Here is a 23,052-nt window from a genome sequence, read left to right on the forward strand (position 1 = left end):
AATGCCTTAGCCTATTACTCAGGAACCGAAATAGTGATGTTGCGGTACTCTACAGGGCCGTGGTCTCCCTGCAGGTAAATAGGACCGGGCGCAGCTTCATTGCTGTCCAGGGCCCCACCCGTTATCCCAGGAATGATCTGGTTGCCGATAATGGTCTTTCCGTTGGCCACAACCGTTACCCTTCTGCCCACCAGCGTAATATCATAAGACTGCCATTCACCCGCTTTTTTTGCAACATTTTCATTGGGCGTGAGAAATCCATAAACCCCGCCAAGGTATACTGATGAAGGCTGCTTGCCAAAGCTGTCTTCCACCTGCACCTCATAGCGGCCCCTGAGGTAAACCCCGGAGTTGGAATGCTCCGGATAGCGAAATTCTATATGCAATTTAAAGTCTTCGAACGTCTCCTCCGTCCTGAGGTTTACGCCGGATGCCGGGCTGGTAAGGACCCCGTCTTTTACAAACCACTGGTTGGCTGCATTTTCTGAAACCGGAATCCAGCCGCTCAAGCTATTTTTATCCAAAAGGGAGCGTGGTTCGGACCAGGCAGCGGGAGCTTCCCGCAACAAAATTGGAGCTCTTTCCCCTGTAAAGGAAAGCGCGTTCCCCATATGGTCCACAATATTGCCTTCCATCCGGTCTGCATTTACCGTGCCTGTTAAGTGCATATAGTGGGTTCCTATCCACTGAGGGGGAATACTAAAGGAGAACAAGCCGTCTTTCCACATTACCTCAGCAATGGGCCGGGCACTTCCGGCATAACTGACGTAATAACCCACCAGGGCCTTATTGCCCGATTGTTTTACCTCCAGCCAGGAAGGCATTGATCTTTCCCCATTGGAAACCTTTAAATCCCAGCGACCGATTATTTCGTCCTGGGCTTTCAGAATACTACTACTAAATAGGCAAAGGAATGCTAGCAGGCTTGCCTGCCGTAAAATAATTTGCTTCATCTGTTGGCTGATTAATTCCTCCGTTTGAAATCTGTTAGCGTTACGGATTTTTGATATTATCGATTAATTTTGAAACTCTCCAGTTTTACGTCATCCGGACCGTCATTATCAAAGGGGTATTCCATCTGGTCCTGTATGTTGTAGAGGGAAATCAGGATGAATTCCGTCAGGAGGATGATAAAATATACCACCCATGCGTTTTCTTCGGCTCCTATATTGTAAATGATGGTGGGTGCGTATACCAATGGAAAAAGATAAATAAATATCAGGCAGTAGGCCTTCAGGGACTGAGGGGTACGATGCGTATTTATGGCATAGGCATTTTCAAATGCTTCCTGCAAGCCATTCATATAACGGAAGATCCTGTCTTTCACTTTCATCGGAATAAATTCAGTTAGCTCCAGGGTAAAATTGTGCAGTTTGCTGATTTGTTCATCCACCAACTGGGGTTTGGTCCCGTTTTCTCCCAAATTATGGATTACCGCATCACTGATATCAATGAGTATCCCTTCCAGTTTATCCTTGTCTTCCTTATTGAGGTTGAAGCTCATCTGAATATAAAAGTATACCGTTTTCATGGCCGACCGGAACTGGCTCATATGTTCAAGGGCTTTTTCCCGACGTTTGAAGGCACCCCTTATATTGAAAACCAGGGGAAATACAATAGCGATGCTCAGCAGGGTGAGATCAACATTAAAATCCAGATTAAAATGAATAGAAAGGTATGTAACAATTACAGAAATAATTGCCACCCAGAGGGTTTTTAAATTTATTATGACAGTATATAGACTAATATTCTAATTTTTAGTACCTTATGGAAATAACCTATCACCAAGATAATGAAAAATCGGCTTACACCTCTGTTTTACTTGTTATTTTTCGGACTATTCGCAGGCCTTTCGGCCCAGGAAACCCAAAGTGTCGCGGAAAGAGAAACCACTCCGCTATTCGCGGATGAAGGGGCGCTGCCCGTTCGCCTGAATTACTCCAATACGGAAATGAAGCGTAAGACCAATGACAGCACCTATCTGAATTCGGTAATGCAATATCAGAAAGCGGACGGCAACTGGGATTCAATGGAAATCCGCGTCAGGGCCAGGGGAAACTGGCGGATGAAAAACTGTTTTCTGACACCGGTAAAAATCAGGATCCGCAAAGCGGCAGCCAAGGGCACCCTTTTTGAAGGCAATAAGGAATTAAAGGTGGTCCTGCCCTGTGCAAATTCCGATATAGGGAACGATTGGGTCCTGAAAGAGTTGCTGGCTTATAAAATGTATGAGATCATCACTCCCTATCACTTTAAGACCAGGCGCCTGGCTGTTGCCTATACGGACCAGCGGGGTAAAAAAGGTAAAGATTACGAACTGGAAGGTTTTCTGATAGAAGACATCAGCCGGGTAGCAGACCGGGTGGGTGGCAAAAAACTCAAAAGGTCTGTACATCCCTTACAGCAAGAAGATATTTGCTCCATCCAGAATGACTTTTTTCAATTTCTGATTGGAAATACAGATTATTCGGCCGCCTACCAGCATAATGGTAAACTGATTTTTGTAGAAGGCATGAAGGCTATTCCGGTTCCCTATGATTTTGATATGTCCGGACTGGTGAACGCCAATTACGCGGTAGTTTCCGAAATACAGAATGAAAAATTACCGATTTCCCGGGTCACACAGCGACTTTTCCGCGGATGGCAACGGGATGCTGCCCTATATGAAGAAACCCGGCAGCGCTATATCTCCAAAAAACCGGAAATTATGGCCTTGTTAAATAGCTATAAATCCGAATTCAAAAGTTCCAAACAGTTTGAAGAGATGCAAGAGTTTGTTGCGGGATTCTTTGAAGTGCTGGAAGATCAGGAAAATTACCGCGATAAAATCATCAGCTCCCTGCGCACGTCAAAATAGGCCAACAGCAGCTTTAACGAAATAATTCTTCAAGTGGTTTTCCACTGACCCCACTTGGCATTTGCAGGTTGAGGATCATGGAAAGTGTTGGGGCAATATCCGTTATGGAAACGGGTCGTACGGAACTGCCTCGTGAAATCCCTTTACCAAACCACAACAATGGAACATGCCGGTCGTAAGCATAACCGGAGCCGTGGGTTGTACCCTTCACACCGGGGATTTTCAATCGTATATCCGTAGACTGTATAAAACCGGGTTCGAAAGCCAGTAGCACATCTCCGGAGCGTTTGGGGTGAAATCCATTCTGAATCAAAGCCGGTATCCCCTGGGTAAATTCCTGGTTTTTTAGGTCCGTTGCGGTGAGGGCATGACGCACTCCGTTCTGATTTCCCATAAATTCAGCTACGGCGCGCTGTATCTCTTCCAGAGACTGCTTTTTTTCGGCAATCAGTTTATGGTCCAGGTAAATGTTTTCGTATTCAAAACGTTCCACCCAGGGAAAGGCCCCGTACTTCAGGTTCAGGTAGAATTCAAGATCCACTTTAAATTTACTGATCAGGGCAATGCCGGTTTGCAGGCGGTTGTCATTGAGGAATGAGGCAACTTGCATAACACCGTGATCAGAGGTCAGGAATAGTGTATAATTCCCTTTCCCTACTTCCAGGTCAAGTGTTTCCAGCAGGTTTTCGATGTCTTTGTCCAGGCGGATATAAATATCTTCCACCTCAACGGATTGCGGGCCAAAGGCGTGTCCGGCTATATCGGGGGCTGAAAAACTGATACATAGCATGTCCGTAATATTATCCTTGCCCAATGACTCCTGTTTCAGGGCTTCCATGGCAAAATCTTTTACAATGGTATTCCCGGCCGGACTGCCCCACAATAATTGGTGATAGCCAGGACGCCCTTCAAAAGCCATCTGCATTTCTTTGAAGTTATATGGGAAGGTCGGACTGCTCTTGCTACCAATACTCCTTTCGTAGTTATTGTCATCCGGGGTGCTTTCTGTATATGCATCCAGGTCATATGCCGTTTGCCAGGTTTCCGAGAGGTATGCCTCTGTTTTTCCCAGCTTGTTAAACTTCTCTACCCACTTGGGAACTTCTTCCATATAGTAAGTACTGCTTACAAAATTCCCGGGGCTGTTTTCCCAGTCATGCCAATAAGCAGCATTTGCCGTCCGTCCGCCAGGTAAAATTGCCCCTCTGTCTTTCAAAGAAACACTGATAACCTTTGACCTGAAATTAGATCCGATTCGCAACTGGTCTGTGATAGTTGTACTGATCAAATTTGTTGGTGAGTACCCGCTGCTGCTTTCGGTTTCAGCACCTACCAGGCTTACGTTTGGATCCCCTACATTGCTGATGACCTGTTTTCGGTTACGGTCATACCAGCTGTTCCCAATTATCCCATGTGCCGCAGGGGTGGTTCCAGTATAAATGGAAGAGTGTCCGGCAGCCGTTACGGTTGGGACGTAGTTGAACATGGTATTTTTAAAATTGTATCCTTCCCGCATTAGCCGGTTAAATCCCCCCTGCCCGAATTTTTCCTGATAGCGGTAAAGCATATCGAACCGCATCTGGTCCACAATTATTCCTACAACCAGTTTCGGATTTCCTTCCTGGGAATATAGTTCGTGAATCGGATTGCTCATTACAATTACAAGGATCGCATAAAAAAATAATTTCTTCATTGTATCAATTATCAAGTAAATCTCTATTGGTTTTGACGTTAAACGTCATCGGGCATTACAATCTGCACTGATGTCCTCCCGATTTTATAAATTTAGAAATTAAATCCAAAGAATACCCCTAAACAGATCACTTTGGGTATTTCGGATCGATTGGAACCCAATTAATCCCTGCAGAAATCATGCCGGCAATTGAAGCTATCCGGGTACGCGAGCCAATGCAGATTGAAGTAGTCGCAGCACTGGCCGGACAAATCTGGAAACGACATTACACCCCTATAATAGGGCCAGATCAGGTAGGCTATATGCTGCAGAAATACCAGTCTGCAGAGGCCATAAAAGATCAGATCAATGAGGGGATGCGCTATTACCTTTTAAAAACAGCGCATCAGACAGCAGGCTACCTCGCTTTCAGTATAGAAGAAAAGCACCTCTTTCTCAGCAAGATATACCTGAAGCAGGAATTCCGCGGAATGGGCTACGGCAGCAGCGCCATGGACTTTGTAAAGCAATGCGCCTTAAGGGAAAACTGTAAAGAGATCAGACTTACAGTCAACAAGAACAACACCTGTGCCATTGAAGCCTATGAAGGGATGGGCTTCAGGAATGTAAAAGCAGTGGTGCAGGACATCGGGCAGGGGTTTGTGATGGATGATTACCTCATGGTCCTGACCTTAAATTAGGTTCCTCCACTTAGCTCGGAAAATATTCAGATCTGCCTGGCAATAATTAATCCTTTAACTTAGTTTTTCCCGGATCCGGCCGCCGTTGTATTCTTTTCCGGCAGGGTTGGGTAGGAAATACCCAATTGCTCTAAATAAGTGTCGTATTTGGTTTCGTCAAAATAATACGGTTCCATTTCAGGCCTGAATTTTTGCATAATTGCCGTGTTTAACTCAACAGGTGGTGGGTCCTGATCCGTAATCATGGGCCTGTACTGGGTCTCCTTAGACTGTACTTCATTGAAATATACTTTTGCATCGGCCAGTAGCTGGGGTTGCATAAGGAAATCCAGAACGGTCATGGCCACTACCTTGGCACCGGCCGTAGCGCCTTTATGGGCTATAGGGGTTGCCATGGCTATCGCATTAGACCAGTGGTGACCCTGCAACCCGGGGATATTGGAAGGGAACCTGAGGGTAACCGTTGGCACGGTCCATGAAATGTCCCCGATATCATCAGAACCTCCGCTGATGGGCCGCTCTGCCGGCTTGCCAAGTTCCGATAATTCTGTTGCCAGGCCGGTGGTGTCTCGTGAATTCACTTCCCTTTGGACTGCCACAGCCAATTGCTGGTCTGCTTCAGACCACTGTGGTAAGCCTACCTGTTTTATGTTTTCATACATGGTTTCGGCTATGACCTTATTAAAATGCCTGGGCCAGGCGGCACCCACAACCCGCGAACTGACTTCCGTGTCTGTCATCAGAGCTGCCCCTTTCGCAATATTATTGGCATCTTCATACATTTCCATAATACCCTCATAGGTAATGTCCCTCAGGTAAAACCAGATTGATGCTTTGGAAGGCACCACATTGGGCTGGTCTCCTGCGTCGGTAAAAATGGAATGTGATCGCTTCAGCGGATGCAGGTGTTCCCTTTTATAATTCCAGCCGATATTCATCAGTTCGGCTGCATCCAGGGCCGAACGTCCCCTCCAGGGAGAGCCAGCAGAATGCGCAGCTTCTCCTTCAAAACTGTACTCTACCGAAATCAGGCCGGTCCCCCGGGCCTGTCCGTAAGATACTGAGAGGTTGCTGCTAACATGCGTGAAAATACACATGTCTATTCCTTCGAAGAGCCCGTCACGCACAAACCAGGCTTTTGAAGCTACCAATTCCTCAGCTATGCCGGGCCAGATAACCAACTTCCCTCCTATATTATTTTCCTTCATGAGCTTTTGGACTGCCAGGGCGGCAGTGATATTGAGGGGAATCCCGGAATTATGGCCTTCGCCGTGGCCAGGAGCTCCTTCAACTATCGGTTTATGGTAGGCAACTCCAGGATATTGGGAAGCCTTGGGAATACAATCCACATCGCTCCCCAGCGCAATAACCGGGCCTTCCCCCTGAGACCAGCTGGCAAACCAGGCCGTAGGAATACCCGAAACGCCATAAATTATTTCAAAACCGGCATTTTCCAGTATCCTGGTGAGGTATTTGCTTGACTCGGTTTCATGGAAACCAAGTTCAGCAAAACTGAAAATTTTATCCACCATTACCTGGGTTTGTTTTGCGTCATTCTGAACCAGTTCGGCAGCCGCTTCTTTTTGTTTATTAATTGCAGATTTGGCGTATTTCTTCTGAGCGTTTGCAGTTAAACAAATCAGTAGTAGTAACCCAAGCCTGAGTACTTTTCCGAAGGTGCGTTTATTCAATATCATTTGGAATGTGTTTAAACGGTAAAATACGAATAATTCAAGAATCATTGCTTCAGGCGAATACTGAAATTAAACCTTCTAAGACTTAAATTTCATTCAAATTAATAGACGAGATCTCCATTGACAGGAAATCATAAATAGGTATGCATCCCTCTAAAGACTAGAAATATTAAATTATTGGTAATTATTTACTCCTTTAATATCTATATAAGGTTTATTTCCGGTTTTCCGGGAGAAGCAGGTAGCGCGAATCTGCATATTTCGCAATAGAGTCTTTGGAATAGAGCAAGGGGAAATACCGGTCCTGCGCCCACATTTCAAAAAGGTTGTCGTAGTAAGGGCTGTCCGGGTCTCCGGATTGACCCGGGCTATTTATCCCCAGGGCATTGTCCCAGTCGCCAACAGGTATGAGTACCCTAAAGGTAGCGCCACTGCTCTGCCTGTAATTATTTCCGGTAGAACCGGGCGTATACCCGTTTCCTCCTCTTGGGAGGGGGCCTAAATCCAGCCCTTTCCTTTTATCCGGGGACAGGGAGGCACTCAGCGGGTGTCTTATCAGGATATGTTTCAGGTTTTCCTGGCCGTACTGCCAATTTTCCATATCAGGACCCAGGCGCTCAGTTAATGCATCTACCGCCCCGCTGAAGGTTTGCTGCAAAAAGTCATTCCGATTTGCCTCGTTCCCAAAGAAATTTTCAGGAGCCCTGATCCATTCAATAATTTTTTCCAGTTGCAGGCTTTGGATATACGCCTGTCCTTCCTCAGGGACGAATTGCCGGAATGCCTCTTTTTTTATTTCATTTTCCCAGGCAACATAAATGGCCGCCGCTCTGGAATCCGGAGAGAGGATATAGTCCCAGGTTTCGAGATAATTACGTGCCTGTAATGGCGCGCCTTCAAGTCTCAGATCAAATAGGAAAGGAAGGAGCTCCCGTGCCGGAAGCGAAAGGTAATCCGTTTGCAGGGCAGCCATCTCATCCAGGGTGTGTGTCTTACTCGCACTGAGAACTTCTTCAATGCGGTTACCTCTGAAGGAATCTGCCCAGGTAAAACCGATAGCATCCCAATTGGAATAACTCTCCGGGGTAACATTCTGATTCGCCGTTTCGATAAACCCTTTTTCCGGGTTTAATATATGGGGTTTCTCTACAATGGGCAGATAACCCTCCCATTCAAAATTACCATTTCCCGGAATGGGTACCAGTCCGGAGAAATTCCTGCGGACAGGCGCTATCCCAACGGTCTGCCAGCCAATATTCCCATCCACATCTGCCCACACCATATTCTCTCCGGGGATATTGCTGTAATTACAGGCAGCCCGGAATTCATCCCAGTTCTTTGCCTGATCCATCCTGAGGGAAGCCAGGTAAGGTGAGCCCCCAGGTTCCATCCAGGCACAACGCACTGCATAAGCCTTTTTACGCTTTGTATCTTCAAATACTACCGGCCCATGCCTGGTATATTTTAGCTGTACACCAACTTGTCTGCCATCTTTTAGTGGGATACTGTCCTCAATAATCTCCATGTTGACCCATTCCCCCTTGTATTTGTACTGGTTTGCATCTGCCGGATTGGTTTCATAAACATACAAATCTTCCCCGTCTGTTCTGAAAACGGTCAGTCCCCAGGCCCCGTAAGGGTTGTGTCCGATAGAAATTCCGGGGATCTCGGGCTCACCTCCGCCTATAACGTCCCAGCCAGGTGCTACCAGATGTGCCATATATCGCAGCGAAGGTACTTTAATACTCCTGTGCGGGTCATTGGCCATAAAGGGTTTTCCATTAGCCATCAGTGACCCGCTAACCACCCAGTTATTGCTCCCAACAGACAGGCTGTCCGGAGCTGGGTTCTCCTTTGTCGGTAAAATTTCAGCCATCCCGGTATTGCGATACTCAGGTAAGAGGTCTGCGGGCTCGAAGGTCACCGGAGTGCGATAGGCTTCATACAATTCCAGGATGTTCTCGGAAAGCGCATCAGAATCAATTCCGGGCTGCAGGCTAAGATCCGGTTCTTTGGGGTGAAACCACAAGAGGGATTTTACCTTTTCTGCTCCAAGGGCCGCCACAGCCCTGCCAATTGCCAATTCATCTTCAATGTTTCCGAGCAGGCCCTGGTGCCTTGAAATCACAACTTCCGGCGTCCACTTCCCGGGCAGTATCCCCAGGGCCCTGAATTCAACCGGAAGGCTATCCGGCTCCTTCAATGCTTCGTCTATGTAGGCATTTACCCCTTCTGTATAGGCATTAATTATGGCCACCCCATTTTCGTGGTATTGATTAAACTCTGTATCCAGGTCTCCCCTGTATTTAAATAATCGGGTTCCTATATCCCTTTTTAAGGCCCTTTCCCCCAAAATTTCTGATACGGTCCCGGTTGCCTGCCGCCTCCAGATCTCAAACTGGAATAATCGGTCACGAGCCGCAAGGTACCCCTGGGTATAAAACAGATCGTATTCGTTTTCCGCATAAATATGATTGATTCCATAGGGATCCCTGAGGACTTCAACTACTTCCTGCAAGCCCGGTAATTCCTTCTCATTTTCAGATTTCTCTTTACAGGAAAACAGCAGCAGAAAAACGATTGCCAGAACAACTTTCTTCATGTTTGAATGATTTTTTGGGTTGATTTGAAGAGGGAAGGAATGATTTTAACCATGTGCCGCAGCTCTGTTATAATTCAATTTCCTGTCCCTGCACGGCCAGTTCAATAGGAAAATCGTATTCAGACCGCTTCATAAATTTCCGGAACATTTCTGTACGCTGCTCATCCGTATGAGCGGGATCGTGATGGAAAAGGACGAGGTGGCGAGCTTCCGTCCGGGAACAGAATTCAGCGGCCATTGCAATTGAACTATGCCCCCACCCCACCTTGTTCTCATACTCCTTTCTACTGTATTGGGAATCGTGAATCAATAAATCGCTCTTGTAGGCCAGAGAAAATCCTGATATCCAGTTATCCTCAGGAAATAAGTGATTTTTTCCGATCACCGGTTCGTGGTCGGGAAGGTAAGCTATTGACTTGTTGCCAGAGCTAATACGATAGCCCAGGGTAGGCCCGGGGTGGCTTATAAATTCTCCCTTAATTTTAAAAGGTCCAATTTCCATCTCCTTATCGGGTATTTCCTGAATGACTATGCTGGAAGGAATATCCCGAATCGGGATTGGGAAAAGCGGAGGAGACATAAAACGGTTAAGGCGGGTTTGCAAGGATTCGTTACTGCCTCCGGGCCCCCAAATATTAATTTCCATCTTCGGATTGAAAAGGGGTTTACAAAAAGCCAGTCCCTGGATGTGGTCCATATGTAAATGGGTCAGGAGAATATTCATGCTTTTGGCCTTGTAGATAGGATCAAAATCCAATCCAACTATACCCGTGCCGGCATCTACGATAAGACGGTCTTTCCCATCTACTACCTCAATACAGGGAGTGTTTCCGCCATAGGTTTGGTTTTCTATCCGTGAACTTGGATAAGCTCCGCGGGTTCCATGTAGAATAACTTTCATGATTTACCCTCCTTGTTCCAAAATATGGCCATGGCACCGGAAAACTTTTTAGACCTGCCAATAATGGGGATTGACGTTACCGATATTTCAGTAGAATTACCATTGAGGCTATTAATCCAAAAGGTTTTGTGTGCGGGTTTATGATTATGTATGGTCTGAACCAACGGGAGTTCCTCCGGGGGTATAGCGTTTCCCTTTTCATCGTGGGGAAGAAATGAAGTCCCCCAGTCCCCAACGGGCATAGGGCCCGTATCCTGAAATTTTTTACCCAGAATTTCTTCGGCCGGTGGATTGTAAAAAAGTAAATTGCCTTCAGGATCGACAATAAATACGGGAACAGACAGACAATCTGCCAGCTGCCTGCTCAGTATGACTTCAATAGCATGCCCGGACATTTGAAGAAGAGGTTAGGAGTATTCTATTCTTAAATATATTAAATTATAGGACAGGAATTGAGAGATCCGAGCTTTATTCCGGCTTTAGCGTGAATTATATTATAGCGAACGGTTATGAATTGAACTAAAAAAGACCATTTTCTGACTTCCGATATGCTCGGAAATACCCGTTCTAAAGCCTTGTCTGCCGGAGCTCACAATTATATTTGGCCCAGAATTATCAAGGTCAAAAAATATTCTTTAACTTATGATCCTGAATAACTTATTCTAACCTTATAATTTATGAAGTTTATAGACAGTGAAATAGACCAGTACTGGATACATTTCCAGGCGGGCGGAGATAAGGGCAAAAAGGTGTATCCCATTGCCCTGGTAAAGTGTTATCACGGTGATGATTTTTTACTGCAAATGACCTTTTATCAGGACGGCAAAAGCATTCCGGCCAATCACTACGATAAAAGAAACAAGCTGGTTTATCTGAGGTATCCAATGTCCATGTATGCCCACGTAATTGACATCCTCAGAAATGAAAAACCTATTTACTTTAGGTACAATAGTGCATTGAACCAGGGCTTCTTGAGAACTGGAAAAGAACCCGTAGGTGAAGGGGAATACGATGCGGATTTCTGATTAGGGAAAAATTTAAATTTTTACAGACTGTTCTTTACGCCTGAAAATGCCTGCTGCAATTTTTGGGTGACGGGGCCTTGCTGATATGTGTGCAACTCCCTGCCATCGATGCTATTAATTGGGGTGATCTGCGTGCTGGTTCCTGTAAGAAAAGCTTCATCCATATCAAAAATGTCTACTGCAGGTATTCCCTGGAGATGTACATCTATTTCAAGCTTTTCACAAAGCTCCAGAACCACCTGCCGGGTGATCCCATCCAATATGTGATGATCCGCCGGATGGGTGTATACAACCCCCTCTTTTACAAAGAAAACGTTTGAATGGGAGGCTTCCGTTATTATACCCGCTCTCTCAAAAATCGTTTCATAACAACCCTGCTCCGCGGCGTTCTGATTGGCCATTACATTTCCCAGTAAGGAGGTCATTTTAATATCGCATCGACTCCATCGAAAATCTTCCCGAAGAACAACAGGCACAGGATTTGGGTTTTGGTCTGGCAGGACTTTGGGCCAGGCATACATCATCACCGTTGGCCGGGTCCCAACGGGATAGGAATGCTGCCGGGGAGCCATACCCCGGGTTACCTGTATATAGAGTAAACAATCCTTCCCTTTCAGACCCGATTCCTGCAGCAGCCCGGGGATCGCAGCCTCCAGTACCCGAACATCTGCCTGTAGTCCGATGGCTGCCATACTGCGTTTAAGACGGTCCATGTGTGCCTGTTTATAAAAAAAATGCCCTTTGATGCAAGCCATCACTTCGTAGACCCCGTCACCAAAAATAAATCCCCTGTCAAAAACGGATATTTTGGCTGCTTCTGCCCTGACGATCTCTCCGTTGAGGTAGACATTGGAAGGATAGTAAGACTTCTTTTTCATTTGATCTTTATTTAAATTCTATAATTGGGGTCTGGCGAATAAAAACCTGCAGGCATTTTGTACTGTAAACCAGATAAATTGCCTGCAGACCGGTAAATTAGGCAAATTTATGATTCCTGCTGCTCAACTAACTGCCCGGACCAAAAAAGTCAAATGCCAAAGAAGGACTTTCCCGATTTTCCGCGCGATAAAAATCCTAAAATACCTTTTAGTGGCTTAGAAATTATTAAGGCCACTGCCTCCCAACAATCTGCATATCATACCAATTACTAGTATTTCGGCCTTTAAATAAATAATTATCATTCTTTTTTTATGGTAAAATTTTTATGAAATACTTACAATATTCCCTCGCCAGATTATTTCCGAAAAAGGTTTTAAGTGACTGTTTTTGAATGTTTTAAATGTCCATTGAATAAAAATATATATTCTTTAACATTAAATTTATTTATGTATTTAATTATAAATATAAATAATAATTTATGCATTATATGTGTAATCTTTGCAGCGGAATTTTAAACATTCAATTCAAATGCAAACACAAGTACTGCAGAAAACCGAGACTAAAGTTCAAAAAATTCAACTGGTAAAAGGAGATTTCACACCCTCAGAAGCCTTTGATGTCGTTTCAGCTTTGATCGATGAAAAAATCAATTTTCACAAAATCCAAAGGCTGCAACGATGGGAAGGGGACCACAACTGCTCTACCAATCAATTGGATGGTCGGATTGAAGAACTGGCCGCCGAAAAGCAAACTGCGAGGGAGTTTATAAACAGCTTGCGGGCGCAGGGGAAGAAATTATCCATTAATGGGGTACTGGAAATCACTGTTTCAGAAGAATAACCGCAAAGCTGAGCGACCGATCCATTACATCCCGGATTTACTCGCTACTGGCAGAGAAACAGAATAAACAAAACCGCAAAAATAAAATTAAATGACACTCTCTAAAACAAGCATATTATCACTCGCAGGCTTGCTGATACTGAATCTCTGGTCCTATATGACAGATTTCGTACTTATGAACCAGCTCCTGGTAGCCAGCCTTATTATAGGAATGGTACTCTTTAGTAAATCCAAAATGGAAGTAACAGGTGGTATCCGCAAAAGCCGTCAGGAACAAAGCGACAGGAGATCCGCAGCATGACAGAAGAAATTGTCTTCATTAAGGGTAGCTTCAACCCGGCAGAAGCCGCAGACGTACTCTTATCCCTGTTAAACGACAAAATTAAATTTCACACCGTAAAATCGCTTAAACTCAATCCGGGGAGTTCCCAATCGGAGGAGCACTCAGCTGCCCGAATAGGAGCGCTCAGGGAGGCCAAAAAAAAAGTGGAAGAACTGGTACTCATGGCACATAAAGAAGGCCTGGACCTGGAAATAAACAGCACTTTGGCCATACAGCTCACAGACAAACAAATCTGAAAGCGATAAACAGAAAAAAACAATGCAAAAGCAAAATAACATAATGCAAAAGGCCGCTAAACAACAATTGCAAAAAGAGCAGGAGCCAAAAGCGCATCCGCTCTCTAAAATTGTTTCGGCAATATTGTGGGGTCTATTCCTGGTCAGCAGTGGGTATTTAATATATCACTACCCTGCAATTCCCACCCTGAAGCTGGGGCCTGCCTTTAAGATTCATGGATTTACCATTCTGATCTGGACGGTGGTTTCCTTTTTCGGGGCCCTGGTAAGCACATACGCCAGCAGATACCTACTGGGATTCAGGTATCAGGGGCAATTTATGCTCCGTTGCCTCGGATTTACACTTTCAGTAATGCTTCTGGTCATGTCTGATCACCTCATCCCCTTACTCCTGAGCTGGTTGCTGATGGGCTTCTTTATGTCTCGCCTGATCGGTGTAAACTCGGACTGGAAGGAAGCACGGGAAGCTTCAAAACTGGCACTCCGCTATTTTCTGTTTGGCACATCCCTGTTGAGCATCGGGCTGCTGTTGCCAGCCTTCTTAAGCGATCAGTTTCTGGTAAGCGAATTGGTACAGTCCTTTAACGAATTACATCCAATTGTCCTGCTGATTGCTGCCCTGTGCATCATTACAGCCTCTGTTATTCAATCGGCAATCTATCCTTTCCATCGCTGGTTGCTGTCGGCCATGACCGCACCTACACCGGCATCGGCGCTTATGCATGCTGGATTCGTTAATGGGGCCGGGATTATCCTGGCCATTTTTTCGAGCCTGATTTTTGCGTCCAATACCCTGGATCTGCTCCTGATCATTGGTGGGTTAACAGCCATTATCGCACAGTTTACCAAATTGCTGCAGGTTAATGTAAAGCAAAAACTGGCCTGTTCCACCATTGCACAAATGGGGTTTATGATCATGCAATGTGGGTTAGGGTTTTTCAATGCAGCAGTGGCTCACCTTATCTTACACGGGTTTTACAAGGCTTACCTGTTTCTCTCATCGGGAGAGGAAATTGCACATTCCCTCCCACAGAACCCCCCCCACATCCGCATCAAGCCTTTGCAGGCTCTGGCGGTACTCGTATTCGGGATTCTGGGAGCCTTTCTTTTTATTAGCATCACCGGCAAAGAACTGGCGGCAGACAGCAGTATTTTCCTGACCCTTATTGTCTCCATCACTGTAGGGCAGGTTACCTACAATATTGTGAAACAAAAAAGCCTGAATCCGGTGCAGAAGATAATCTTGCCAGCCCTGCTTTTCACAGCCGGGATCGGGGCCTATGCCTTTTTGTATAACGGCATAACCGTACTAATGTCCGACATGCCCCTAACTGCCGGACCCGTACCGCTTTCAGCGACACAAATCATTTTTGGGGTGATATTCCTCATCGGTTTTTTCATCATGAAACTCGGGATATACAGAAAAGCTCCCTGGCTGTATGTAAAACTGATGAACATATCTCAACCCTTTAGAACAACAGTATTCACAGAAAATTCAAAAACGGCATGATGCAACAGGAAATTTCAAACAGTATCCGGGAAGCCTCGAAGGTGGTCGGTAAAACATGGCCTCTCTATTCCTTCGTAACTTCGAATCCTTTAACCGGCTACGAAAAACTGCCCTTCGAAGAGGCTGTTAAAAATGCCCGGGAACTTCTGGATGCCCGAGTATTCCCAGAAACTTCCCTCTATCGGAAAGCCTGGAATACAGGAGCCATACAAAAAGAAGAGCTGCTGAACGCCCTAAAGGCGAAAGGCCTTAACCAATCCCCTGAATTTTATTTGCAGGAGATGGAAACTCTGAAAAGTACAGAGCAAGGGTCCGAAAATCAGCAACTGAACCGAATCATGTCCAAGTGGCTGGCCGCCTTTATGGATGAAGGTCTGGCTGAATGGGAAATGCCCGGCAAGGAAAAAGGTTTTTACAATGCCTGGCGCCAACTGGCACCATACGACGGAGAGCTGGGGATAAAATCCCTTCGGGAAATACCCGGCAGCTCATCGCAGGCCCTTGAAATTGCCTTGTCAGGCCATTCTGCAGAAGAATTCACTAAAATCTTAAGCTACCAGCTGGCCGCTCTTCCCGGATGGACAGGCTATATAAATTATCGCACTGAAACCGGCACCCCCTGGCAACAGGAATACCCCATAAGTCTCGAAGACTACCTGGCGGTACGCCTTTGGATTGCCAGGCAGCTCAACATTGAATTACTCCCGCTCTCGGAAGACAATGAACGCGAGAACCAGCTTGCCGAGATACAATACATCTGGTTAAAAGCCTGGGAAAAAAGCTGGCAAAACGAGCTGGAACAAACCTTGAGCCAATTCACATCTGCTCCTTCATCGGATACGGCAGATGCAGAAATAGCAGATGCCCAACTTGCATTCTGTATAGACACCCGCTCTGAGCTGATCCGCAGGCATGTGGAAGCAGCCGGAAATTACGAGACCTTCGGGTACGCCGGATTTTTCGGAATTGCAATGGATTATAAGAGTCCGGAGGATGGGTTTACACGTAAATCCTGCCCGCCAATTGTTTCCTCGGCCTACACTGTTGCGGAGCAGGCCCAACCGAACAAGGCTGAAATGCAAAAGTCCTTTCAGCGGAAATTCGAGCGCACGAAATTCAGGGAATACTTCCTGAAAAGGATGAAAAATATGCTGCCTTCCTCCTTTGGCTTTGTGGAAGGTGCCGGATTCTTCTACGGCCTGTCGCTTTTAGGTCGGACCCTTATCCCCGGTTTCCTCACCATGGTCAGGAGCAAAAACACCTCCTCTTTTGAGGAGGCCTGCGAACCGGAAATCAGACCTGCGAACTGTAATGAAGATACTACCCTGCAGATTTCCCTTGAAGAAAAAACAGCCATCGTAAAATCGGCTTTCGACCTCACCGGCTGGCGGAAATTTGCCCCGCTGGTAGTCTTTGCGGGCCACGGAAGCCATTCGGCCAACAACCCATTTGGGTCCAGCCTGGATTGCGGCGCCTGCGCGGCCAGCCCCGGCCGGCACAATGCCCGAATGCTGGCCAAACTGGCAAACCTTCCTGAAGTTAGAAATTCCCTGGCCACGGAGCACCAGTTGGTTATTCCGGAAAGCACACTCTTTATAGGAGCCGAACACAATACAACCACGGATGAGATTGTCCTGTTCGACTCCGATATCCCGGATATCTTCCGCTCTGAAGTAGAAAAGCTGAAGGCAAATCTTGCTCACGCCCAACAAACGGCTACCCGGGAGCGACTGGGAGGAAATGCAAATAGTGTTGCCGCAGCCATCAAGAAAGCTAATGACTGGGCTGAGACACGGCCTGAGTGGGGTCTGGCAAAGAACGCCGGGTTTATAGTCGGTCCCAGGGAGCTCACAAAAAACACCAGGCTGGATGGCCGCTGTTTCCTACATTCCTACAACTGGGAAGAAGATAAAACAGGCAAGGCCCTGGAAGGAATCATGCAGGGCCCTATGGTGGTTACCCAATGGATTAACAACCACTACTACTTCTCTACCGTTGACAATGACACCTTCGGGGGAGGTTCTAAAATCACCCATAACATTACAGGTAAATTCGCAGTGGTACAGGGGAACGGAGGCGACCTGAAATCAGGACTGCCTTTACAATCACTCCTGCAGACGGATGACGAATACTACCACCAGCCCTTACGTCTCTCGGTGGTCATTCAGAGCCCTTTTTCCAGGATCAATGAGATCCTCAGCAGAAACGAAAACCTCAAAACCCTGCTGGACAACGAATGGATTTATTTAATGGTGATGGATCCGCTTCAGGATAATCGCATTCTGAAATACAATAAAAACCTGGAATGGGCCTCTTCAGAAACCGAAAGGGAAGGGCCAAAATCAGTTGCTCACAAAAAGAAAAGCCAGCAACTGGAGGAAGTTCTAGGTTAACGGAGCTTCGGATCTGAAAGGCAGATTATAAATGGGTAATATCCCAATTAATGCAAACACGAAAAAGGGAAGCAAAGACCAAACCTTGCTTCCCTTTGTTTTTTTGGACTAGTTACCCAGATCAAAACGCAATGTCTGGTTACTGGCTTTATTTCAGAGACTCGTGCCTGACCCAATCTACCTCCATCACCCATTCCCCTTCCATGGGGGCATCGGTTATTTTTGCAAAATTCAGGATAGCGAACATGGGTTCCGGGTAATTATCCCCTTCTCCGGGGTTGCGGTAGACCTCTTCCCCGTCCAGCAGGTACACCAGGTCGCTTCCCGCCCATTCCACGGCGTATTCACGATATTCTCCAAGCGTTGTCTCCACGTTGGTCCGATAGTGCTCCCAATCCCCTTTATCACACTCTCCCAAACTTTTTATGGCGCCGGTGGTGTAATGGTCTCCGGCGTAATCGCCATGGTGCTCAAAAATATCTATTTCTCCTGAACCGGTAAGCGGCCAGCACACATTTTCATCTGCTTCCTGCACTGGGGCCTCGTTGTTTTGCGCGCCCAGGAGCCACCAGGCAGGGAACATGCTGGCCTGGCTTTCCCCTCTGATACGTAGTTTTGCAGTCCAGCGGCCCTTAATAAATTCCTTTTTGTTTTTGGAAGCGATGCGCCCGGCTACATATTTTGTTTTTGGATGCTGGTTTCCATGCTTATCCAGGTTGTCGCAGACTATCTCCTCCCCAATATTGATTACTTTAATCTTCAGGGTGCCGTCGCTTACTTCCCTGGTGCCGTATGCATTATCAGGCACATAGCACTGCTTTTCATTATTGACCCAGATCATCTGATCCTGCCAGTTGTCCGGGTTAAAACTATCGAAGTCATCAAAAAAATCTGTTTCCCAGGCGCGATTTGATTCCGTTGTCTCTGCCAACGGGGCACTTGATTCTTTTTTTTCTTTACATCCCCATCCGGCCATCAGGATCAGGAAACAGAATGCAAAAAGGATTCCGGATTTAAAGACACTGCCATTCATAAACTTGGTTTTGTATGTAAGTTATAAAAATCCAGTGATAGTTTGTGCAAGCGATTTTCGGTCAAAAGGCCATTCAAAACCAGAATTCCGGCATCCTGCTTTATCAAAAAACCCAGGGATGTCCCTGGGTTTTTTAGGAGTGACTACTCATAAATGGCTAATTCAATCCTAATTTCCGTCTCCTATTGCCGGGTTATGGGCAACAAATATTCCCTCCGGGTTCTCCTTCATAATCCATACGTGCAACTGCCACTGCTTCAGGTTTGTATTGAGTTCCCATACATCTTCATCGCCGCTAAACCCTTCTGGTGGAACCCCGGGGTTATCTATGTCTTCAACCGGGACAGCGTATTCCACAGCCACAAATTCCATGTTCCCATTGGCATCAGGCGCATACAACAAAATTTCAGGCTCTTTAAGACTAAAGATGTTGTCTATCCGCGGAGGTAAGATATAATGATGTCCCATATTCGGAACAAAGCCTGAGGCGTCAAAAAAACCCTCTGAGGTGGCGGCCTCAATATCGCTATATCGCGAAACCGCGCTTTTAAGTTCTGCCACTTCAAGTTCCCACGAGGCTAGTTCAGGATCATCATCACTACACCCGGTAAAAAGTAAAATAAGAGAGGTCAAAACACCCCATTTCCAGTAAAATCTTTTGTTTGTTTTCATAATTTGATCTTTAAATTTTGATTAGCGCTTATTTCAGACGAAGCGTATACCATAAGAATCGCAGATAGCTGCCACTTTTGTAAAATCCGGTTTACCTGCTGGTAGTTCATTGAGTTCCGCAAACATATGTTCCATACCAGACGGAAATGCACTTACCCACATTTTTGCCTTTGTATTTCCCACAACTTTCCATGAGTGGACGATATTTTTAGGGGCAAATGCCATATCACCGGAGTTAAGTACAGTAGTTTTATTGTCTACCATAATTTCTACCTGTCCCTCCAATACCCGGAAAATTTCGTCTTCCCTGCTATGGATGTGCGGAGGAATCCCCGATCCGGGCGCCAAATCGTCTATCCATTCGAAAATCTGATTTTCCGTGTCAACTCCAATAACCAGATGACGCTGTGGGTTTCCCAGTATGTGCATCCTGGTCCCCTCACCGGCTCTCACGATTTTTTCCTTTGCTTTCTTTAATAATTCCCGACTGTCTTTAAGCGCAGCCATCAGGCTACTGCCTGGTATCGAAAGAAGCATCCCACCTATTCCAACACCTTTTAAAAATGTTTTTCTGTTCATTGCTATTGTTTTTAATTAACCGAGTTTTTGTTCCAAGAGGATAGTACAAAGCTATCCAAAGGCCTTTCCGAGATGTATCATTCAGGTTGCATATGCTGCCTGAATTGTATCATTTTATTCGGATTGAGACGAAAGTGTTATTTGATGAGACACAGGCGTTAGCAGGCTTTTTTTATTCTGTTGATCTTAGATGCAGCGATTCATAAAACAAAATAATCAGTACCTTTTCCTTGTGACAATGAAGTACCTGTCTTTTCATATTCTATGCTTTCTGCTGGCCCTGCAGGGATTATTCTCCCAGGAGGTATATGTCCTGGATCCCTATTATCCCGTTCACGACCTCAACAAGGTATTGGAAGTTATTGCAGACCCGGAGGAAAAGCTAAACACGGAAAAGCTGCTCTCTTCTACAGAATTGGAATTCATGCCTGGCACGCAATTGCCTAAATTGCTACAGCCCAACCAAACGTATTGGGGTCGCTTACAATTCAAGGCTACAGATTCGCTGAAAGGTTGGCATCTGAATTTTGAAGATAAAATGATCGGGCCCCCGGCCTGGACCAAAAGCAATGGGAGCGCAACCGTTTATGCCTTTTCAGAAGGGAAACTGGTATTCAGGCTAAAGACTGGAGTAGATATACCACCAGCAGAGCGGGCAACCAACGATGCCTGGATGCTCAACAGGATTCCTTTGGATGAAATACCAATAGGAAAGGAGGTTACCCTGCTTATCAAAACAGATGGGAATAGCTTCGGTTACCCTGCTTTTTTCAACCTCAGCGCCAGGAGCCCGGAGCAAGCCTATTACCATCAGTTTAACCAGTTTCATCACGGCTTCAACACCTTTATGTTTGGGGTTACCTTTATCATTTTCCTCTACTTTTTTCTGCAATTCTGCTATCTCAGGGACAAGGTTTATATGTGGTTTTCCATATGGCTGTTCTTTTGTACTATTACCCAGGCGATGACCATAGGCTTGATTATCGGTTACATGGGGGACTTCCGTTTTCCATTCAGCATGATCACTTCCAACGCGATCTTTTTCAGTTTTTGGTTTTTTGGCCGCTCCTTTATCGAATCCAAGCGCAAATTTCCACTGCTGGACAAGTTCATTTTAGGTATGGCTGTAATAATACTTATGGAACTGGTTTTGATGACCTTATATGTTTTCTTTTTCAAGCCCGATTTTCAGTTTATGAGTCCGGGAATCCACTTTCAATTATTAAATATCTACACCCTTTTGTGCCTGATTGTTTCTGTGGTTCTGACCTTAAAAAAAGACCTTTTTGCAAGGTATTTCGGGATAGGGTCCCTGATAGCCAGTATTTTTCTGATTATTGGAACCCTCTGGTCTATGGGTGTCATCATACCCCCTTTCCGTCTGGATCCATATGCCACCGGGATATTCCTGCAAATTGTGATCTATTCCTTTGGAATGTCCTACAGGAGCCAGAAATTAAACGAGCGCAGCCAACAGGAACACCTGGAAATGGAGCGATCCCTGGCAGAAATACAACGGATGAAGGATTTGGATGAGGTCAAAACACGATTTTTTGCCAATATCAGCCACGAGTTCCGGACACCGCTGAGCCTGATTAATGGCCCATTACAACAGGCCAAAAAAGGGATACGGGACGGGGATGAGTCTTTCTATCTGAATAACAAGGCTTTCAGCATTATTAAAAAGAATACGACCCGTTTACAGATGCTGGTAGATCAGCTCCTGGACCTGTCCCGGATTGAAAGCGGTGCGGTGCACCTTCAATTGAGGCAGGGGGGCATCGTACAGTTTGTCAGATCCCAGGTTTTTTCCTTTGAGAGCCTCGCAGAGCAGCAAAACATCAGCCTGAATACCCATTTTCCTGAAGAAATAGACAGGGCCTACTACGACCGGGATAAGCTGGAGAAAATATTGAACAATCTGTTGTCTAATGCCTTCAAGTATACCCCAGCCGGAGGTGCGGTAAGCGTATCGCTCAGCAAGAAAGACAATATGCTTCTACTGGATATCAGTGATACGGGCAACGGGATGGATAAAAAGGAGGTAGACAGGATCTTTGAGCGTTTTTACAGGGTGGAAGGGACAGAGGTTAAGGGTTCTGGTATTGGCCTGGCGCTGACCAAGGAATTGATCGACCTTTACCAGGGACAGATCAGTGTGCAGAGCGAGAAAGGAAGGGGAACCACTTTTAAGGTACGGCTACCCATTCTGCTGAAAGACCTCCCGGAGTCCGTATTAGTCGAAAGTCCTGGCTATAGTGAGCCTGCATCCCCTGAAAAACGAAAAGGGACATCCTCAGACGATGAAGCTTTTACAGCTGCTGCCAAAAAAACGAAACATCTTGATGTAGTTTTATTAATTGAAGATAATGCGGACCTGCGTGAATTTATCTCAGACATCCTCCTGTCCCGCTACACAGTTTTGACGGCCAGCGACGGTTTACAGGGGGAACGCATGGCTTTTGAGCATATCCCCGATCTGATCATAAGCGACGTAATGATGCCCAAGAAGGATGGCTTTGAGCTTTGTAACAATCTGAAGAACAATATCAAAACCAGCCATATCCCAATAATCATGCTTACTGCCAAAGCAGGGCAATCCAGCAAAATGGCGGGCCTCAGCCAGGGTGCCGATGCCTATTTAACCAAGCCCTTCAATGCAGATGAATTGTTGCTGCGGGCCGGAAACCTGATACGTGCCCGACAGAAGATATGGGATCACTTTAAATCTCTGGACCTAAATGAGGTACAGGATTTGGAGCTTAGTGCAGTAGACGATATTTTTCTGCAAAAAGTTGTAAAATTCATCCAAGAAAACATAGACAACGATTTGCTGTCAGTAGAGGATATTGCATCTAATGTAGGATTCAGCCGGGCACAACTGCATCGAAAGCTTAAGGCACTTACCAATAAATCTGCCGGTCAGCTGCTCAACGAAATCCGAATGAACAAGGCGCGTATTCTATTAAAGAACCAAACCGGAACCGTTTCTGAAATTGCCTATTCGGTAGGCTACTCCAATATGTCTTACTTCACCAAAAGCTTTAAAGAGCGATTCGGAATTCTTCCCAGTAAGGTGGCTGAGGAAAACAATAACCGGATTAGCTCGAAATAA

At 45.8% G+C, this 23,052-nt stretch carries 20 protein-coding genes; 9 read left to right on the top strand and 11 right to left on the bottom strand.

All coding sequences use genetic code 11. From position 1 onward, the window contains the following. Window positions 1-14 precede the first annotated feature (14 nt). Window positions 15-953, bottom strand: a complete 939-nt coding sequence (locus ACT6NU_RS04895; RefSeq protein ID WP_445383344.1) for a 3-keto-disaccharide hydrolase — start codon at window positions 951-953, stop codon at window positions 15-17. 56 nt (window positions 954-1,009) lie between these two features. After that, window positions 1,010-1,705: a hypothetical protein gene (locus tag ACT6NU_RS04900; protein WP_445383345.1), complete on the bottom strand. Its 696-nt coding sequence runs from the start codon at window positions 1,703-1,705 to the stop codon at window positions 1,010-1,012. Window positions 1,706-1,792: 87 nt separating this feature from the next. Between ACT6NU_RS04900 and ACT6NU_RS04905 the strand changes: the two genes are divergently transcribed. Then, window positions 1,793-2,857: a hypothetical protein gene (locus ACT6NU_RS04905; protein ID WP_445383346.1), complete on the top strand. Its 1,065-nt coding sequence runs from the start codon at window positions 1,793-1,795 to the stop codon at window positions 2,855-2,857. Between the two features lie 13 nt (window positions 2,858-2,870). Here ACT6NU_RS04905 and pafA read toward each other — a convergent pair whose 3' ends face one another. After that, window positions 2,871-4,550, bottom strand: coding sequence for an alkaline phosphatase PafA (gene pafA, locus ACT6NU_RS04910; RefSeq protein WP_445383347.1), 1,680 nt, complete (start codon window positions 4,548-4,550; stop codon window positions 2,871-2,873). Between the two features lie 179 nt (window positions 4,551-4,729). On the opposite strand from pafA, the gene ACT6NU_RS04915 reads away from it, so the two are divergent. Further along, window positions 4,730-5,230, top strand: a complete 501-nt coding sequence (locus tag ACT6NU_RS04915; protein WP_445383348.1) for a GNAT family N-acetyltransferase — start codon at window positions 4,730-4,732, stop codon at window positions 5,228-5,230. A 59-nt stretch (window positions 5,231-5,289) separates the two neighbouring features. Here ACT6NU_RS04915 and ACT6NU_RS04920 read toward each other — a convergent pair whose 3' ends face one another. From ACT6NU_RS04920 to ACT6NU_RS04935, 4 genes are all read right to left on the bottom strand, one after another. Next, a complete protein-coding gene (locus tag ACT6NU_RS04920) occupies window positions 5,290-6,927 on the bottom strand; it encodes an amidohydrolase (RefSeq protein WP_445383349.1) in 1,638 nt (545 codons plus the stop codon). A gap of 211 nt (window positions 6,928-7,138) precedes the next feature. After that, on the bottom strand, window positions 7,139-9,526 hold the full coding sequence (locus tag ACT6NU_RS04925; protein WP_445383350.1) for a penicillin acylase family protein: 2,388 nt from the start codon (window positions 9,524-9,526) through the stop codon (window positions 7,139-7,141). A 67-nt stretch (window positions 9,527-9,593) separates the two neighbouring features. Beyond that, window positions 9,594-10,427, bottom strand: a complete 834-nt coding sequence (locus tag ACT6NU_RS04930) for an MBL fold metallo-hydrolase (protein ID WP_445383351.1) — start codon at window positions 10,425-10,427, stop codon at window positions 9,594-9,596. Then, the gene (locus ACT6NU_RS04935; RefSeq protein WP_445383352.1) at window positions 10,424-10,822 is read right to left on the bottom strand and encodes a PAS domain-containing protein; all 399 of its coding nucleotides are present in this window, start codon (window positions 10,820-10,822) and stop codon (window positions 10,424-10,426) included. Before ACT6NU_RS04935 ends, ACT6NU_RS04930 begins: the two co-directional genes overlap by 4 nt. Before the next feature lie 282 nt (window positions 10,823-11,104). Here ACT6NU_RS04935 and ACT6NU_RS04940 point away from each other — a divergent pair, with 282 nt between their 5' ends. Further along, window positions 11,105-11,452 carry a hypothetical protein gene (locus tag ACT6NU_RS04940; RefSeq protein ID WP_445383353.1) on the top strand — a complete coding sequence of 116 codons (348 nt, stop codon included), beginning with the start codon at window positions 11,105-11,107 and terminating at the stop codon, window positions 11,450-11,452. A gap of 20 nt (window positions 11,453-11,472) precedes the next feature. Here ACT6NU_RS04940 and ACT6NU_RS04945 read toward each other — a convergent pair whose 3' ends face one another. Further along, a complete protein-coding gene (locus ACT6NU_RS04945; RefSeq protein WP_445383354.1) occupies window positions 11,473-12,330 on the bottom strand; it encodes an aminotransferase class IV in 858 nt (285 codons plus the stop codon). Window positions 12,331-12,859: 529 nt separating this feature from the next. Between ACT6NU_RS04945 and ACT6NU_RS04950 the strand changes: the two genes are divergently transcribed. From ACT6NU_RS04950 to ACT6NU_RS04970, 5 genes are all read left to right on the top strand, one after another. Then, the gene (locus ACT6NU_RS04950; RefSeq protein WP_445383355.1) at window positions 12,860-13,171 is read left to right on the top strand and encodes a hypothetical protein; all 312 of its coding nucleotides are present in this window, start codon (window positions 12,860-12,862) and stop codon (window positions 13,169-13,171) included. A 91-nt stretch (window positions 13,172-13,262) separates the two neighbouring features. Then, entirely contained in the window at window positions 13,263-13,472 is a 210-nt protein-coding gene (locus tag ACT6NU_RS04955) for a hypothetical protein (RefSeq protein WP_445383356.1), read from the top strand. Then, entirely contained in the window at window positions 13,469-13,750 is a 282-nt protein-coding gene (locus ACT6NU_RS04960) for a hypothetical protein (protein WP_445383357.1), read from the top strand. The genes ACT6NU_RS04955 and ACT6NU_RS04960 overlap by 4 nt, the downstream gene beginning before the upstream one ends. Window positions 13,751-13,793: 43 nt before the next feature. Next, the gene (locus tag ACT6NU_RS04965) at window positions 13,794-15,260 is read left to right on the top strand and encodes a proton-conducting transporter transmembrane domain-containing protein (protein ID WP_445383358.1); all 1,467 of its coding nucleotides are present in this window, start codon (window positions 13,794-13,796) and stop codon (window positions 15,258-15,260) included. Beyond that, window positions 15,257-17,653: a DUF2309 domain-containing protein gene (locus ACT6NU_RS04970; protein ID WP_445383359.1), complete on the top strand. Its 2,397-nt coding sequence runs from the start codon at window positions 15,257-15,259 to the stop codon at window positions 17,651-17,653. The genes ACT6NU_RS04965 and ACT6NU_RS04970 overlap by 4 nt, the downstream gene beginning before the upstream one ends. 148 nt (window positions 17,654-17,801) lie before the next feature. Here the strand turns inward: ACT6NU_RS04970 and ACT6NU_RS04975 are convergent, their stop codons facing one another. The 3 genes from ACT6NU_RS04975 to ACT6NU_RS04985 form a co-directional block, all read right to left on the bottom strand. Further along, window positions 17,802-18,686 (bottom strand): glycoside hydrolase family 16 protein, encoded by an 885-nt coding sequence (locus ACT6NU_RS04975; protein WP_445383360.1) that lies wholly within the window; start codon window positions 18,684-18,686, stop codon window positions 17,802-17,804. Between the two features lie 168 nt (window positions 18,687-18,854). Continuing rightward, window positions 18,855-19,358 (bottom strand): hypothetical protein, encoded by a 504-nt coding sequence (locus tag ACT6NU_RS04980; RefSeq protein ID WP_445383361.1) that lies wholly within the window; start codon window positions 19,356-19,358, stop codon window positions 18,855-18,857. A 33-nt stretch (window positions 19,359-19,391) separates the two neighbouring features. Continuing rightward, window positions 19,392-19,937, bottom strand: a complete 546-nt coding sequence (locus ACT6NU_RS04985) for a cupin domain-containing protein (RefSeq protein WP_445383362.1) — start codon at window positions 19,935-19,937, stop codon at window positions 19,392-19,394. A 238-nt stretch (window positions 19,938-20,175) separates the two neighbouring features. On the opposite strand from ACT6NU_RS04985, the gene ACT6NU_RS04990 reads away from it, so the two are divergent. Then, window positions 20,176-23,052, top strand: coding sequence for a hybrid sensor histidine kinase/response regulator transcription factor (locus ACT6NU_RS04990; RefSeq protein WP_445383363.1), 2,877 nt, complete (start codon window positions 20,176-20,178; stop codon window positions 23,050-23,052).

The organism is Robiginitalea rubriflava, from assembly GCF_052540725.1.